This window comes from Bradyrhizobium sp. BR13661, assembly GCF_029892425.1.
Taxonomy (GTDB): Bacteria; Pseudomonadota; Alphaproteobacteria; order Rhizobiales; family Xanthobacteraceae; genus Bradyrhizobium.
Genome location: NZ_JARXWB010000019.1, coordinates 135773 through 151915 on the forward strand (window position 1 = coordinate 135773; position 16143 = coordinate 151915).

General features: G+C 56.4%; 11 protein-coding genes and 3 pseudogenes. 3 read left to right on the top strand and 11 right to left on the bottom strand.

The window, feature by feature from the left end; translation table 11 throughout:
- Positions 1-118: 118 nt before the first annotated feature.
- From M2427_RS27715 to M2427_RS27730, 4 genes and pseudogenes are all read right to left on the bottom strand, one after another.
- Positions 119-1042, bottom strand: coding sequence for a right-handed parallel beta-helix repeat-containing protein (locus M2427_RS27715; protein WP_280710051.1), 924 nt, complete (start codon positions 1040-1042; stop codon positions 119-121).
- A gap of 1137 nt (positions 1043-2179) precedes the next feature.
- Complete coding sequence (locus M2427_RS27720) at positions 2180-2692, bottom strand: hypothetical protein (RefSeq protein WP_280710052.1); 513 nt, start codon at positions 2690-2692, stop codon at positions 2180-2182.
- A 48-nt stretch (positions 2693-2740) separates the two neighbouring features.
- Positions 2741-3346, bottom strand: a complete 606-nt coding sequence (locus tag M2427_RS27725) for a hypothetical protein (protein WP_280710053.1) — start codon at positions 3344-3346, stop codon at positions 2741-2743.
- Positions 3347-3462: 116 nt separating this feature from the next.
- Positions 3463-3816, bottom strand: a pseudogene (locus tag M2427_RS27730) (single-stranded DNA-binding protein); the annotation flags it as partial.
- Between the two features lie 884 nt (positions 3817-4700).
- Between M2427_RS27730 and M2427_RS27740 the strand changes: the two are divergent.
- Positions 4701-6257: an ISL3 family transposase gene (locus M2427_RS27740; RefSeq protein ID WP_280710055.1), complete on the top strand. Its 1557-nt coding sequence runs from the start codon at positions 4701-4703 to the stop codon at positions 6255-6257.
- A 22-nt stretch (positions 6258-6279) separates the two neighbouring features.
- Here the strand turns inward: M2427_RS27740 and M2427_RS27745 are convergent.
- The 4 genes and pseudogenes from M2427_RS27745 to M2427_RS27760 form a co-directional block, all read right to left on the bottom strand.
- Positions 6280-6483: pseudogene (locus tag M2427_RS27745) on the bottom strand (ATP-binding protein); the annotation flags it as partial.
- A 624-nt stretch (positions 6484-7107) separates the two neighbouring features.
- The gene (locus M2427_RS27750; RefSeq protein WP_280710056.1) at positions 7108-7836 is read right to left on the bottom strand and encodes a class I SAM-dependent methyltransferase; all 729 of its coding nucleotides are present in this window, start codon (positions 7834-7836) and stop codon (positions 7108-7110) included.
- 370 nt (positions 7837-8206) lie between these two features.
- Positions 8207-8584, bottom strand: a complete 378-nt coding sequence (locus M2427_RS27755) for a DUF2304 domain-containing protein (protein ID WP_280710057.1) — start codon at positions 8582-8584, stop codon at positions 8207-8209.
- A gap of 55 nt (positions 8585-8639) precedes the next feature.
- Positions 8640-9404, bottom strand: a complete 765-nt coding sequence (locus M2427_RS27760; RefSeq protein ID WP_280710058.1) for a glycosyltransferase family 2 protein — start codon at positions 9402-9404, stop codon at positions 8640-8642.
- Between the two features lie 179 nt (positions 9405-9583).
- Between M2427_RS27760 and M2427_RS27765 the strand changes: the two genes are divergently transcribed.
- Positions 9584-10750 (top strand): hypothetical protein, encoded by a 1167-nt coding sequence (locus tag M2427_RS27765; RefSeq protein ID WP_280710059.1) that lies wholly within the window; start codon positions 9584-9586, stop codon positions 10748-10750.
- 548 nt (positions 10751-11298) lie between these two features.
- Here the strand turns inward: M2427_RS27765 and M2427_RS27770 are convergent.
- Complete coding sequence (locus M2427_RS27770) at positions 11299-12285, bottom strand: putative sugar O-methyltransferase (RefSeq protein WP_280710060.1); 987 nt, start codon at positions 12283-12285, stop codon at positions 11299-11301.
- A gap of 558 nt (positions 12286-12843) precedes the next feature.
- On the opposite strand from M2427_RS27770, the gene M2427_RS27775 reads away from it, so the two are divergent.
- On the top strand, positions 12844-13740 hold the full coding sequence (locus M2427_RS27775) for a glycosyltransferase family 2 protein (RefSeq protein WP_280710061.1): 897 nt from the start codon (positions 12844-12846) through the stop codon (positions 13738-13740).
- Here the strand turns inward: M2427_RS27775 and M2427_RS27780 are convergent.
- Entirely contained in the window at positions 13674-15464 is a 1791-nt protein-coding gene (locus M2427_RS27780; protein WP_280710062.1) for a DUF5672 family protein, read from the bottom strand. The two genes, M2427_RS27775 and M2427_RS27780, sit on opposite strands and share 67 nt — an antisense overlap.
- A 103-nt stretch (positions 15465-15567) precedes the next feature.
- Positions 15568-16143, bottom strand: a pseudogene (locus tag M2427_RS27785) (hypothetical protein); the annotation flags it as partial.

Below are 16143 nucleotides of genomic sequence, written 5' to 3' on the forward strand. Positions count from 1 at the left end.
AGACAGCGAGATGACGCTCATCACGCGATTGCCTTCAACCAAAGTATTCGCTGTGGCCATTTTGTCGGTGGCTCTGAACCCGCGTTGTCATATGCATCCAGACCCTCTTCGTGCGCCGCTAATTCTGTGTTGTTCCGACGAGCGGTAGAGGCGGTGAAGCGTCTGCTGTGTTTGCATTGATTGCATTATTTTTGTAGGAGCGGACCGCGCCACTGCCGGTGACCGAAACACCCGTTGAATTGCCGACAAAGGAAGAGCCGCCAATAAAAACAGACGCGCCGTTCCCGGCAGACACGCCCGAACCCGAGTTGTTGATCACGGTCGTGGCATTAATCAGCAAGATACCGGAGGATGTTCCAGAAACAGTGATGCCGTTGGTGGTGTTGGCTGCGACGAGGCTGTTGGTCAACTCCACGGTCGCCGAGCCCGATGTCGTATTTATGGACATCCCGGTGCCATTACCTTGCAATGATACGTTGCTCAAACTCGCACCCGCGACTGCACCCCCGGTCGGTGCTATCACGATGCCAGAACTCCCTGAGTCAATAACGGTATCTTTGACGAAGAGTCTGCCAACTCCGGTCTCGGGCGCAAAGTTGATACCTGCCCCAGCGGAGAAACCGAAAAAGACGCAATCTTCGACAAAGAGCTCGGACATGTTGAGCGCGCTGATCCCGTTGATGCCGGTCGTAATTCCTTGCAGAGTTATGCCGCGAATTCTGACGATAATACCTGCGCCGCTCACAACGATGGCATTTGTGCCCGATACGAGAATGGAACCTAGCGTCCCAGTGCAATCTAGTGTTACTGACTTGGTGATCGTCACGGCCCCAAATCCACCTGGATCCAGGCAGTCGATTTCGCCGCCGGCCGCCGTCTTCGAGATTGCGCCCGCGAAGGTCTTGCACGGCGCGGTGCGGCTGCAAGGGTTGACGTCATCTCCAACACCGGAAACCCAAGTTCGGCTCGCCTGCGCGCTGGCGGAGCTCGAGTTCAAGATAGCGATCGCAACCACGGTCAATACGGCAAACAACCGTTTCATCGGTCACCTCCAAAGCAGTTTTCTCGGAAGTAGCCACAAGAAGATACACCATGAAGCAGTTTGAGGCTGTGGCGGATTTCACATTTGACCGGTCACAAGCCGATTATGGTGCAACCAATCAGAGCTTCGTACGGTGCTGGACTTTATGCAGTTCACAATCCTCGTGATCCGCGCCTGATCGGATGGTCATCGCAGGCCTCAATGTAGACCCGCTATGTCCCCCAATCGCACTGGAGCGCGCCTTTGCGGTGATGACGTTGGTGATCGTTGCCGCGTCGAGTTTCATCTTACATGTGCCTGTGTAAAGGCCATGTAGAGGGGAACGGGATGCGAGCGCAAATCTCCACTCGCGACAAACTACATCGGAATTGCTGGATCAAGGTTGTCATTCTACCGAGGCGGAGGTCCTGCTTTTTCCTCTTCGTGGGGGAGCAAGTCGGCGTCAAGTTCATGAGCCCCTTTTTTTGGAGAGCTCCTTCCCGCATCGTCCGTTGTCGTTTCGACTGGTCTTCGCAAACAAAATTAACCGGCCAAAAATTGCGAGCGGCGTGCGAGTACGATGGTTCTGTTGAGCGGTTTCTTGAACTAACGACCATCCGGCTATTGAGCTTCACAGGCGCGCAGTTGGTTTCCTTCGATTGCTTCTGAGTTGGGTAAGCCAGCTCAACTTATTTCAGCGGCTTTACACGCCGCTTCATGGTCGTATTGTAGAGGAATCCTACGGCTTTGGCCTTCTGAATGGCCACTTGGTACTGATCACGAGCGGACCGTGCATCGTCCCCGCTAAGCAGCGATCCCCACAGCTCGTCATCAACCCTCTCAAATAGATCTCGAAGGATACGAGCCAGCGCGATGTCGCTGGTCTTAAGGGATAACTTAATCTCGTGTCCTCGCACCTCGAGATGTCGAAGCTCTGTCGGTACCCGGCGACGATAATAATAGTTGCCTTTGAGGCAAAAGGAGATAGCGGTCGGGATCGGAGGCGTTCTTTCGATGTCTGCCCATGTTCTGAACGATTTGCGGGGGTGGAGCGCCTGGAGAGGGCTGAACTCGTCAACGTCCGGCCGTGCGGAAACTCGTCGCGTGCCTGGGACAGGGCGCTGGCGGGGAGGGATTGTGAATTGGCTAGCATGCCTTCTACAGCCGCACGGTTGGCTTGCCTCGTTTCCGTTTCGGCTTCTCTGGGCCTGCGCTCGACCGCACGACGAGCTTGATTCCTACTTCGATTGCTGACGTCGAGTACTTTCCGCCGAAATGCTCGCGTTCCTTCAGCACTTGATGCGCTGCTCGTCGGAGCGCTCCATTCACGATTTTCTCCAGGCCTACCGCATACTCGAACTCACGGTACCTCCACTCCGAATCTCTCGGCGACAGCTCTACTTCAGGAAGACTGAGCACTTGCTTCTCGTCCTCAGGCGCAAGAAAAGATCCGCTCAAAGAGTCAAGCCTCCTCTGGGCACCGATCAACCTGAAAACGATCGGCATGATAGGTGCGGCCGATCCGCTTCCAGCTATCGTCCTCAGCACGGCTGCAGCAAGGTCGGCCAAGTGATTCATTGCATACTGTTTTGCATGAAGGATTTCGATGTCGCGATCAGAATTTTCGCTCACGAGCCTCGGGGTGGTCGGCTTGTCCTCATCGTTTGTCACGACAAGCACCTCCTGCTGAATTTCTACAAGGTTTTCGTTTCGCAGTTTTCACTGGGCGGCACCATCGTTCATGGGTGTCCATGGTTTCGAAGGGGATCCGCCTTCTTCCCCCAATTGAGCAGGCGTAGGGAGAGGATATCTCGGGAGTTCGAATCCCAGGATTTCTAAAACCCAAGCAATTCGTACGTCGTTCAGCGTGTCGAGATATTGCGAATGAAGGTGATATAAGTCGGTCGCCGGAGATGGCACGATGTGTCTCCACCAAGTCGTACCATTGACGAGATGCACCAAGAAGCGTTCGCGATCGCCTTGGCGGGCTAGAATGTCCTTTGATATGGCAAGTTGCGCGTCTTTTTGGTAGATCAAATACAGGCCACGCATTTTGCCGATCTTGATGTGAAGCGCGACGCAGCCTCGAGGGAGATGCGCGCCGCCGGCGACATGGCGATCAGTCTCAACAAATTTGACTTCGTCGTTTGCCGTGATCTCGCCCACGACCGGGATGGCCCTGGTCGCCCAAGCGTAGCCATGGGACACGTAGCTAAAGCCTAGGAGTTCGTAAGGCACGTGAAGGATGCGACCAATCTCCACGGCGCGATCGGCGTCGAGCCATGTGTCGCATTGCTCCAATTTCCGAATGGTTTCTCCTGACACTCCGAGTTTACGTCCTACTTCCTGTCGTGCGAGGCCAGCCCGAATACGAAAGAATCGGATTGAGTTGGGCGGCGGTGGATTTACGAGCCGGCTTTGCTCCTTTCGTGAGACACGGCTCATGGTCTTTGAGCCTCCACACTGGTGACTATTTCAGTGGAGGGCGACGTTTCCCGGGCATCCGAATGGACTGGGCTTGTAGTCCATAGCTCTTTTGCAACTTGCAAGGGTTCCAGTTGCAGGTTGCTCCACCATGCGCGCTCGTTCTCGTGACGGTGTAGAGCCAGGTGGTGAGATCGACAGAGTGGAACGGTGAATTCATCGCTGACTTTCCTTCCCAACGTGCTTGGCTGGGCAAACTTCAAGAGATGAGCATCAACTGGCGATCTCTGACAAACGAGACAGCCTTGTCCGCGGACGAAGGCGAGATGAGCTTTGCTTCTCTTTCGCGGGGCCTCTTTGGGAAAGGCAAGAACTCGATCTTCGTCGCAGGCGCGGTGAGGATCGCAGCGGTTCTCGCTGGTAACTTCCCGCTGAAGATTGGCGTTCTGAGGCTTTGTCGGATCGGCAGAAGGCCGTGACTTTGGGGTCACATCCGACAGACCTATCCTGTCATCTTCGACGACGAAGCCGATCCGCAAACGAACGCGTTGCGATCGGCGTGCAACTTGCTGCGGACTCGCGTATCCATAAGAATCTCCGCGTTCAGAAGGAGAGATTAAATTATATCAGATGGTGTAATATAACCCATATGGTCAAAGGCGTCAAGAGCGATCGTCCGCCACTTCATGCCGCGCAGATCCGCGCAGCTCGCGCGCTGCTGAGATGGAGCGCCGAAGAACTGGCGCAGGCTTCTGCGCTCGGGGCAAATACGGTCCGAAGGGCAGAAGTGGCGGAGGGGGCGACCGCCCTAACGGCCGCAAATGACCGCGCCATACGCAAGGCGCTTGAGGAAGCTGGCGTTGAGTTCATCGACCCGAACGGCGGCGGTGCAGGGGTTCGATTTAGGGACCCACGCGGTTAGATTTTCAAGCTCGAGTCCGGCTTTGGCTCAGATTGACGTTGCCGCTGTTTTGAAAAACCGTCGCCAGAGTGTGTCGGATCAGGCCATCAGTGGGATACGGGACGCACTCGAAAGTGCGGGCGAGGTCTTCATCGACGAAAATGGAGGAGGCGCAGGAGTTCGCCTTCGCAAGGGGACGCGACCGAAGGCGAGCAAGAAAAATTCACTCTTCCGGTGTCGGGTGTCAATCGGCGTTGGACTGGGACTCCCGATCGGCATCCAAAAGGGGCTCTGACTCACTTTTGATGCAGTTCAAGGGATGTTTGGCGCATTCATTGGAGGAGAATCAGCGCCATGCAGCAAGCACTCCACCGCTCCAGTCTGGTGCCGCGTGGGTTTGTTGTAGAGAGTGCGTGCTACGAGGGTGATAAGGCCATCATCGCGGTCCGGGCACCTGCAAGTTTCGGTTTATGTCCATGTTGCGGGACGGTTTCGCGGCGTATCCATAGCCGGTATCGGCGACGCGTGACTGATCTGCCGCTGTCCGGGCGGGTCGTAGAGCTTCTGGTGATCGCCCGCCGCTTCCGCTGTGACGCCGTCCTGTGCGGACGCCAGATCTTCACCGAGCGTTTTGCCGACGGGATCTTGGCTCGATCGGCGCGCCGCACGGCAAGGCTGGACTCTATCGTCCATCACCTCGGGTTGGCGCTTGGCGGTCGACCGGCAGCCGGCTTCGCAAAACGTCTGATGCTGCCTGTTAGCAAGGACACGCTTCTGCGCGTGGTTCGACGCCGCAGCCGCTCGCCAGACGACCCTCTTAAGGTCATAGGCATCGATGACTGGGCCTGGCGGCGCAATCACCGATACGCCAGCATCATCTGCAACCTGGAAAGGCGCCGGGTGGTTACCTTGCTGCCGGATCGTGAGCCCGCGACCGCGCAAGCCTGGCTGGCTCCTCATCCTACGATCTCGGTCGTCGCCCGTGATAGGGGCGGCGGATATGGCGAAGCGGCAGCAAAGGCCCTGCCGCACGCCGTGCAGGTCGCCGACCGCTGGCATTTGATGGAGAACGCCAGTCGGGCCTTCCTTGACGCCGTGCGCAAATCGATGCGGCAGATACGCACCGTCATCGGTGCAACCACGATCGATCCCGCGCTGCTCACAGCTGCCGAGCGGCTCCAGTATGAGGGCTATTTGCGACGCGAGGAGACCAATGCGGCCATCCTGGCGCTCTCGAAGAACGGCATACCCATCAAGCAGATCGTGCGCCAGACTGGCCATAGCAGGAAGCGGGTACGGCAAGTAATCCGCGGCGAACGCACCGATGTCTTTCGGACCCGGCAAAGTTCGTCGGATCTGCATTTGCCATGGCTCGATGATCAGTGGGCGTCCGGCTGCCGCAATGGGGCCGAACTTTGGCGCCGTTTAAAGGCGCGTGGCTTCCGAGGCTCGCTCCGCGTCATCAGCGAGTGGGCGACCCGTAGACGACGAGCTGAAAAGGCCGACGCGCGAAATCTTCAGAGGATTCCGTCGGCCAGAACCATCGCACGCCTGATGACCGTCGGACGAGACTTGCTCACGAAAGCGGAGACCGTCACGGTAGCGGCGATCGAAGCTGGCGTACCAACCCTGGTCGAGGCACGCGAGATCATCGCCGAATTCCACCTGATGATCCGACGCAAGACCGAGGCGGGCCTCATCCCATGGATCGAGCGGGCCCGCGCCAGTCTCGTCGCCTCATTCGCCAGCGGCGTCGCGAAGGATGGGGCGGCGGTACGGGCGGCAATCACTTCACCATGGTCCAACGGACAGACTGAAGGTCAGATCACGCGCCTCAAGCTCGTTCGACGTCAAATGTACGGCCGCGGCAAAATTGATCTGCTTCAAGCCAGACTAATCGGTGCCGAATAGTCGGCGCTGCGCCAAACTTGCGTCAGAGCCCAAAAGGATCCCCCTTTGACCGGTGCGTTCTGCTGGTAACGCTCGGCTCGTCGGAGCTGGCCGGGATAGCGGAGGCGAGCCGAGCGCGGTTTGTGTGATCGTCGTCTCGGCTTTTGAACCGCCACCTATCGTTGCCGGTCTCGACGATGTCACAGTGATGGATCAGCCGGTCGAGCAGCGCGGTGGGTCCTCTCGAACGCGCGGCTTAGCGCTGATGTCCCAGACCAATTCCGAGGTTGCGCGCTTTCTGCCGCAATGAACCCTCGGACCGCTTCATTAGCTTTGCGAGCTTTGCCACTGGAGTACGGGCTTTGGAATGCGCCCTTAGCAACCTCACGTCGTCTTTCGTATATTCCTTGCGCTTGCTCTTCGACTTCTTTGCCATTTGATTTTCTCCATCGGGGGCACACCGCGCGTAGAGCCATCGTGTTAATGCGTCAAGCACTCGGTTGACGTCGGCGCAAAGTGGACTACGAAGGATAAACGGGGACCGATAGGGACTTAACCTAGGCGGACTCCGTCCAGCTCATCTACGCTTGAACTTACCAGTGGCTACTACCCGGTGCGCCTTTGAATGGGCCAATAATATCCCGGCACCATTTCCGAAGGAAACGGCCGGGCGATCCGGGCCCCTGAAGCTCATCGACGATTGGAAGAGTGAATTTCACCGGCTTTGGACGGTGGGGTCGCGTTGCCGCGATCGGAAGCCAGACTGGATCTAGTACTGCCTCAGGATCCGCGAACATCACGACGACTATCAACAACACCAGCGGTAACGCGCACGCGATCGTTCCACCGACGACCAACGTGCTGTTGCGGGTTATCTAGCGGCTTTTCGAAGGTCCTCGATTTTCCAGAGCGCGAGTTGCCGCCGATCAAAGGATGGTGCCCAATCCTCAAGGGTTCTGATCGGCGGCGGGAAGTTGTACGGCGCCGCGCACAGGTCGACGGTAAAGAAGTCACCGACCTTGATTGAGCGGTTGCGACCGTCCGGGTAGGTCGTGGTCAAAAGGTATTTTATGTCCGACCTGAGGATGTTGTCGACCGCTCGAAAAATCATGTCCTCGGACAGGTGGATGAAGCAATCGCGGCAGAGCAACAGATCGGCTTTCGGCAGCGGGTCACTGCAAAGGTCGATTTCGTGGAACTCGCGACCGGGGCGCGCGTGCTGTGCGGCGGTTTTCTCGACTAGGTCAGGAACTATGTCGCCTCCGATGTAGCGCGAGACGGGAAGCTCAATCTTCGAAAGCCAGTGGAAATCCCCGCACGGCAAATCCAGCAGCCTCTCAATTCCGAGCTCGGCGAGCAGCCCGGGCAAGCTCTCTCGCACCCGCTCGGTGTGGTGCAGCGTCGAGCCGCCGCCAGAGGCCGTTTCCTTGTAGCCCCAAATGTTGCGGCGGTAGATCTCGCCGAAAACCTCGCCGGGGGTGCCCCGGAGATTGCGAACCATCTGCGATCGCAACCAGGTCAGGACTGGCGCGGGGAGTGTCTGGCGAGCGACACCGATTGCGACTGAGAACGCTGTGGTACGACGCAAAAGATCAAGCATGCGGTATCCGTATCATTGCAACCGCTGATGGCGCAATACACAGCAATCATCGGGCAATATTTAGAACACAGCGCCCGGCACCTTTTCCCAAGGGAACGGCCCGACGATCCGGCCCATGAAGCTCATCGACGATTGGAAGAGTGAATTTCACCGGCTCTGGACGGAGCGGGTTACGTTGTTCGCGTGGGTCTTGACGTGCGGCTTGGTGGCGCTCCCGGCCTTCGTCGAAATCCTCAACCCGCGCTTTCTGCTCGCACTGTGCTGCGGCGGATACGGCCTTCTTGGCTACCTGCCCCTGGTCAAACAAGCCCCGAAGGTGGACCGCATTGCGCGGCTTCACCCTCTGCTCACCCGAGGACGTCAGCGAAGCTCAGGGATAGGAGCGGTCGCTCTGCTTCGCTTTCAGCTCGAGCGCAAGCAAACTCTGCTCTTGGATCAGGGTCCAGTTCTGCCGCTCCAGCTTGTGCAGCCGTGCCGTGATGTTGTGCATGAAGACGAAGACCACGAGGAACAGTGCGCCGAACATCACCACGAAGGGAAAGACGACGCCGGTCACATGGCTGAGGAAATAGGCCAGCCTCGGAAACAGGGAAAAAACAGCCGGTAAGATCGCGACCATCGACAGCATGAGAAGGTCGTAGAGGTCGAATTTCCCCTGCAACGTCTTGCGCAGGATGACCAGCATGTAGATGAAAGCGAACGCCGAAATGACGGCAACAGTCTCGGTGGTTGGAAGGGCATTGGTCACTACCGTCTCCTGATATTGAAATCGGTGATGCCGGGGCGGAACGCGGCGTATGATGTCACGACTGTCGCTCCAGACGCGCGAGCAGGATGTAGCCGAGCACGCGGATCATGTAGCTCACGGCCTTGAAGCCGTCGATCGAACTGACACCGGCTTCCCGCGCTCGCATCCCGACCGGTGCTTCGCCGACCGTCAGCCCCGAGCGCATCGCCCATGCAAGCGAGATCGGCTCCGGGAAATCCATCGGATAGCGCTGTGCAAACAAGGCCATGGCCCGGCGATCGAGCAGGCGCATGCCGCTGGTCGGGTCGGTGATGTGGCCGCCTGCAAAAAGGGAGTTCAGGGCAAGCGCGATAAGCTTGCTGCCGAAACGCCTCAGCCGCGTCGAGCGGAAGCCGGCATTATCGATGAAGCGACTTCCGATCACGATGTTTGTCGGCCGCCTGCGGTAGGCATCGAGCAGGACTGCGACCTCCAACGGATTGTGCTGCCCGTCACCGTCGATCTGGATGCAGAAATCGTAATTGTTGCGCGCGGCGTACTTGATGCCGGTTTGCACGGCGCCGCCGATGCCCAGGTTTTGCGGGAGGCGAGCGACCGGCGAGTGCGCGCTCGCGACGGCGCAAGTCGCGTCCGACGAGCCGTCATCGACCACCAGGGTGTGGTAGTCGCAGCTGGTCCTTGTGATCTCCGCCAAGAGGTCACCGATCGAGGCCTGCTCGTTGTAGCAGGGAATGACCAGCAAAATGCGCGGCTGGTCCGCCGGCGGCGCCGCTGCGCTGGCCTGGCGCTTATCCGCCGAATCCAGGGTCGTCGTGCTCACATCTGCCTCGATAGCCGGATACCGCGGGATGCGTGAGCCCCTGCGGTAGCCGCGCTCACCCGTTAGGATTGTGGCAACCGCGCCCCGACGCCCCGATTGTCAAACTGCTATACTTGCTGATGCTTTTTCTGTACAGGCGGTAGGTATCCCCGGGGGCGGCTCGCCCGAGCGAGGGGTCAATGAGAGCTGCTAAGATTTTCTTCTCGATCGTTTTCCTGCTGATCCTGGCCAGCAATGTCCGGTCGATTTCGCACTGGAACGAAAGCCGCGGCGTTTATGACGATATCTGCTATCTCCGGCAGGCGCATCTGTTTCAGCGCTTCGGCTGGCGTGGGCTCGATACCAGCCTCGCCCGCGAGGACGACGGTTATCTCTCTGGTAAGCTGCGTAGCATTCAGTTTCCGACTTGGGCCGACGTGACGACGGCGCCGTGCCACACCCAAGCCGCCGATGGCACCAAGCGCGTGATGACACCACCGCCAGGGACGGGCTTTGCGCTGTCGGTATTCCCGGAAGGGTTTCAGGTAGTGCCGCTTTACGTGGCGGCGAACGTGTTGATTGCAGGCTTTGCTCTGTACGGTTTGTGGCGGGCGCAGCGGCCGAATGCGCTGGCCTTGGCAGCAACCTTCGGGGCGGTCGCCATCTATTTCATGATCAATCCGACGAAGGCGAGCTACTCGATGGCGCCGACCATGGTGCTTTGCGCGCTCGCGGGCTTACTGACGGCAAGATTGTTCGTCGTCGGGGACAGGCCGCGCTTCGTCCCAGTCGCTGCGATCGGATTTCTGCTCGGCCTGTCTGGCAGCTTCCGAATCGCCAACGTGTTTCTGGCGGCCGGCTACTTTCTGTTTTTTGGATTGTCATTCCTGATCCGCCGCGACCAGAAGACATTCTGGCAAGGGTTTGCATTCGGCCTGGCGTTTGTTGTCGGAGTGCTGCCGGTGCTGGCCGCGAACCTAGTCAATTCGGGAAATCCCCTTGTCTCGGCCTATAGCGGCGTTGACACGGCGCCGCCGCGGCTCGATCCCGCCGTACTTCGCGCCTACCTGAATGACGTGCAGTTTCCGTTGGTCGTCGTGATATGCGTCTGGACCGCGCTCCTGTGGCAGTTTGCGGGGCAAGCCGACGTTAAGCGGCTCGCGGCTCTGATCGCCGGCAATCTCGTCTTGAACATTGCGTTCTTCGCCACGCATCCTGTCTTCACGCAGTACTACACGATCCCGATCTCTATGCTCACGCTCTGGACGATCCTGTTCGTAACCATCCTTATGAACCGCAAGGTATCAAGGGACCAGGCCGACGGACCGCAGCCGAGCGGGTTGCTATCCCACTCGTCGTCGACTTGACCGCCTCAGTCACGTCAGCAGTTGATGCGAGCGGACATCGCGGAGACAAGGGCTAAATCGACGCGATTGGCGCGGTAGGGGCGTTCCCTCGACAATGTCGCCACGCCGAACTGTCAGGGAGGAGAATCATGTCGTTCCTGCCGGTCAGTTTGCGTTGCAAAATAGTCGTCCGAGGAACGCTCGGTCGCGCGCTCTCCAAGCACCCTATCGATGATCGACTGGACCAGAAAGATTGAGCGAAGTCGGTCGCTATAGGGGCAAAGCAGACATTGCTTTAGTGCATCACGCCGCCGGGTTTATGATGGGTACACGATTTAACAAGTGAACAGTCACATAGGCATTCCGCGGAGTCTTTCGTTACAGGCTCGGAGTGACGAAGCGAAAATGCTGGATCACCTATCTCCGGGGCTCGTTAAATCGCAGCAACAACGGCCAGCCCATTGAATGAAATTGGAACGAGTGCTCGGAATCACGTTGCAAGTTAGCGACTCTTCGCCAGCTCGACCAAGCAACGTGAGTCTTATAAGTTCGAGAGTCTTCCGGAATGATTAAGCCTTAACGTAAAGTTCATCAACATAACCCTCTCGTACCCAGTTGCGGGAACGCCACGTCCGCTTTAGCCCTATATGCTTGTCGATAAACTCGGAGACCCGACGATGGCCAAAGGTCTCGTGGTTTAGGCTCAGAAAGTTTCGTTTGACCGTGCGATTAACGTGTCCAAGCAGGAAAGCCACCGATACGTCGTCGATTTCAGGAAGGCTATCTTGATTGACGGCCAAATCCAGACTTTCGTCCTCTGTTTGAGCCAAAGCCCAATACGGATAAACCTTTATAGTATCAGCTGTGGTCCGCTCGCCGAACAGACAAACCTTCTCCTTGCCTAGGGCGTTCATCAGAAAAAAACCTGACACGACACAACTGACCGGAAGATCGTAGATGGTGTAATCTAATGGTTTGAACCTGCGGGCGTACAAGGCGCCCAAACCCAATCCGCCGCCGATCTCGGCAACCCGCCCATTCTCGGGTACCAAATCCGCGATCTTGGCCGCAGCGTAAATGGCGTTGATATGCCTGTAATGGAAAATGCGACTGCGTACGACAAATCCAAATGTCGGGAGGATATCATCGGGAGGGGTAAGCGAAATCTTGAAGTGGCTTTCAAGCCGCGCAACGAGCTGATCGGCGTCTCGTCGGATATTCTCTTGATAAGGGCCGCTCTCAGGATTCTCAATGTTTAGCACGCCGCAACTTTCAGCTAAACAGATCAACTTCTCCCAATATAGCAGCGCCACCCGTTCGGCTGTCCAGTAGGCGGGCGTGTAACCGTCCACGCCCAATGTTAAACCGCCGAACCAAGAGTAGCTTCTCCCAATGCTCGCCAGATAGTCAAAAATGCGGTCGGTGTCGCCACTTTCGATAGCATCGGCAAACGCCTTCATGTCGTTTTGAAGAATGTGGTCCCATAGATCCGCGCCTGGGGCGGCGAGCCCAGCGACTTTCCAGTCCTCTGTAGCAGCCCAATAGGCTTTGACCAATCGTCCAATTAGGTCGGGGTCCCGTTTAAGTTGAGGTGCGGATTGATGATACTTTATCATTACCCTGTTTGCGGGGAGCGGTCGCGCCGTCAATGGCTTAACGTCAGCGCGGCTCGGTCTGAGATTGAACAATGGCATCGCGCTAAACAATCTGGAACGAGAGACTACAAAGATAGCACTATCACCTGATTTAGCCAGGAGCGCGGAGGGGCGGCTTGCATCAAGTGTTCATACTCTAGCGCGACTTTTCTCGGCCCGAAACCTCATCGCCAAGTTAGGCAAAACAGGTCCGGTCGTTATCGTCACGCCTGCGAAACAGCGCGCTAGTGCTATTTCGCATGATCATTTTTACGACCAGCATCCTCAACCGCTTCAAGGCGGTCCGCGCAACGGCTCAATTAATAAGGGATCGATCGAACGCCGGACAGCCAGCTTACGTGGCGAAATGGCGCAAATTCGCTTAGAATGGGCGAGCTCCATCAACAAGAATTGACAAGATGGTCGGATGCGGTGCACAGTAGCGCAACCGGAGGGGGCAGTGAGTGTCGCTAGGGATAAATGCTTGCGCAGGAACTTATAACTACGGTGCTGGACGTCTCGTCCAGTAGCGCCGTCATTGATATTCTTATCCCCGCTCGAAATGAAGTGGGCCGCATCGAGCGATGCTTGCGGTCGCTGCTGGAACAGACTTTTCAAAACTTCAACGTCGTGATTCTCGACAATAGTTCAGATGATTCAACTCTGGACGCTGTGTGCGCATTTGTTCGCGAAAATAACCTTTCGGCCCGTATTCTTCAAACCACGCGAAGGTTGGAGTTGGCCGATGCGCTCAATATCCTGCTCGATCAATCGGTTGCGTCGTTCACCAAATTTATCTTTGCGGATGACTATCTCGGTTCAGACGCGTTGGCTACTTTAATGATGCCATTTGCGATAGATGAGAGTGTTGTCCTGACCTACGCCGAGCGCAGATACTTCAGCACGAGTGGTCCGTGTTCTGGACCAACGGCGAGCAGCCGGATGCGTGCTGCTTTTTCGGCTGTTCCCGATGCGACGGCGCTGGTCTATCTCGGTAACTATTTCGGCGAACCTTCCGCAACGATGGTCCGCGGGTCGGCGATTCGAAAGTCCGGCTTGCGCTTTGACAGAAGTCTAAAGCAAGTCCTTGATGTTGATCTTTGGATACGTCTTTGTATGAACGGCCGCGCAATAAGAGTCGGTGGCCAGGACCTTATTTATATCTCGAAGGAGCGGGATGGCGAAACTGAGCTTAACATCAGGTCTTGTCGAATTTTTGTAGAAAACCTTGTACTACGTCGCCGCTACGCGCCGAAAGACTGGTATCGCCTTCCACTAACTCTGCATGTCGTTGCATTTTCTCTGCTAGCTTATCGCATCACCAGAAGCCTGATTTTCCTTTTGATAAGCCAGCCGATGCCGGTCGAACGTATTTGATTCCAACAAGCGCGCAGGAACAAATTGCGCAGGCGAGGGTCCTGGATCTTCATAATCGTGCGCAGAAAGGTAACAAAACCTTGCCCTTGCGCACCGCGAAATCCATAGAGACGCGAGATTTCATCGTCAGTCAAATAGAACCCGATGGACGTCACTTTCTTAAGATACCTCACGTAATCCGCAACAGTGCGATCATAGTTGACGCCGGAATATTGTGTCGTGCTCAATCCGCCCGTTCTGTAATGAACTAAGCATTCTTGCACCTGCGCCGCTTTGAATCCTGCAGCTAGCGCAGCTACGAACAAAAAGTTTTCAGCTGTAATATGACCGCTATCGAACGGCTTAATCGTTTCGATGACGCTCTTCTTGAAAAGCGTCGATTGGTGCACGATTCCAAAACAGTTCATAACTGAAGGAAGATACGTTGGGAAGGGCATGTTGCCGTCACTGCTTATAAGCAACGTGCTTCCGAATACCCAATCGGATGACGTTTTGACCAATCGATCGACCATCAATGCCAACGCATTCGGCGTGCAGAAGTAATCGTCGGAATTCATAATCGCAATCAGATCACCAGTCGAGAACGCTACTCCATTCGACATTGCTTCCCACACAGACCGATCCGCCTTGCTGTAGATGCTCACATTCGCAAGATGGCCATACCTTTGCCTCAACAGACTAAGAGTATCGTCTGTCGATGCTCCATCGACAATAACTGCCTCAACCTTTTCGTATGTTTGATGCACAACCGACATCAGCGCCTGATCGAAAGAATCGATGCGGCCGTGCTTGGTGAGATCCTTGACGATCAAAATAACGGAGACGACGGGTTTATCCAGCGGCGACTCAAGGTCGTAAATCTTCCGTTTGCGATCGAAAAATCCCTGCACGTAAGTCAAAAAATCGGGATCGACATACTTGTCATAGCCATGGATTCCGAGAGGCGAACTTAAGCCCAGGGACTCCGTTTGCAAGAGCTTGTAGTTTACTTCGCAAGAAAAAAGCCGCGCTTCCCAACTGCGGGGGATACGGATGCGGGCGCCGAGCAGTTTCGCGACAATAGTGAAGAACACGTCTTCATAGATGTTGTACTTGCTGCATGTTCCGCGCCAATCTCTTAACACCTCTCGTAGGGCGCGGGTCAGAATAGCCGCGAGGTCAAAGCGGCGATTGATCGCGAGAAACCACAGTGCTTGCGCAATGCGTAGCGGGTTCGGCCTGGGTTTGAAAGTCTCGAGTACACGAATGCAGGTAGAGATGCGCCGGAGGCTTAGACCTCCATTCCCGCCGAAGGGCGCCATACGCTTCAAAAAACGTCCGCGGCCGAGGTCCGGCAGGAAGAGGGGAGCTCCAACAAAATCGTACCCCTTTGCCATCCATGCGCGGAGATCGTCTTTGAATATCCACGCGTCGAGGTGACAGATCAGCATGTAGTCGTAGTCGGCGTACATTCGATAAAATGCAGGGTCCATCCCCATCTTGTTGACGGCGGCGCTACTACCAAAGTAATCGGCGCGGACGAGGCGAACGCGGCCTTCGATCTTGTTTTGCTGAAAGAAGGCTTGATACCACCCCGGATTGCAGGAGTCTGGCAGGATGACCTCAAGCGGATAATCGTGCAGCACCTCCGCATTGTGACGCAGTGTTGCGGCCAGATCTGTGTCGAGCGCGTCGAGGTGCGTTGGAATGAGAACGACAACGCGATGTAAATTGTCTTTTTTCACGGTGTTAACATCGTCCCGGGGTGGTGGCATAAATTTGATTTCGCTTGGCAAATACTCGTATCAAAAGAGCTGTCGATAAATGGGTGTCGCTTCGCCCTTGGCTTCACGCGAAAATCCGCGGGAAGAAGCGCTTCAGCCTCTGTCGCAGCGGCCCGTGTTGGAGGTTCCATTGCAATACATGGGGGTTGAGGCGAGTAAGTCCGTACCAGGTATTTGCCCAAGCCCTTATCTTCTGCACGGGGGGTAGCGCAGCGTACTCACGCGTATGATTGTCGGCAACGAGCAGGTCGCCTTGCCGTCCGGCGCGAAATATTCTCGCACGTTTGAGGTTATGCTTGAAATAGGCCCCACGTTTTCCAACAACCGCGACCGAAAGGTTCTCCGCTTCGATCGCCCGCGTCATAGATGCCATGCCGCCTTCGAATTGGTAGGCATCATCCTTCTTCAGAAACGAACGGCTCGATGCGAGCTTCCGGAATCGCTCCATGTCAATCATGAAACCAGTTGTCCGAATATGAAAATTTGGAAAGTCTGGAAAGTTTGCGCGCATTGGGTGGTGCGTTTCAAAGGAGCCAGTAAATCCAGCGAGGCCAACACCGGGACTACGGAACGCATCGTGGAGCTTCTCCAGCCAGCCTTCGTGAAGCGGCTCCGAATAGGTGTTGAGGAACAACACGAC

Coding starts and splice junctions, on each gene's coding strand:
- M2427_RS27715 (WP_280710051.1), bottom strand. CDS start 1,042: ATGAAACGGTTGTTTGCCGTATTGACCGTGGTTGCGATCGCTATCTTG.
- M2427_RS27740 (WP_280710055.1), top strand. CDS start 4,701: ATGCAGCAAGCACTCCACCGCTCCAGTCTGGTGCCGCGTGGGTTTGTT.
- M2427_RS27750 (WP_280710056.1), bottom strand. CDS start 7,836: ATGCTTGATCTTTTGCGTCGTACCACAGCGTTCTCAGTCGCAATCGGT.
- M2427_RS27765 (WP_280710059.1), top strand. CDS start 9,584: ATGAGAGCTGCTAAGATTTTCTTCTCGATCGTTTTCCTGCTGATCCTG.
- M2427_RS27775 (WP_280710061.1), top strand. CDS start 12,844: ATGCTTGCGCAGGAACTTATAACTACGGTGCTGGACGTCTCGTCCAGT.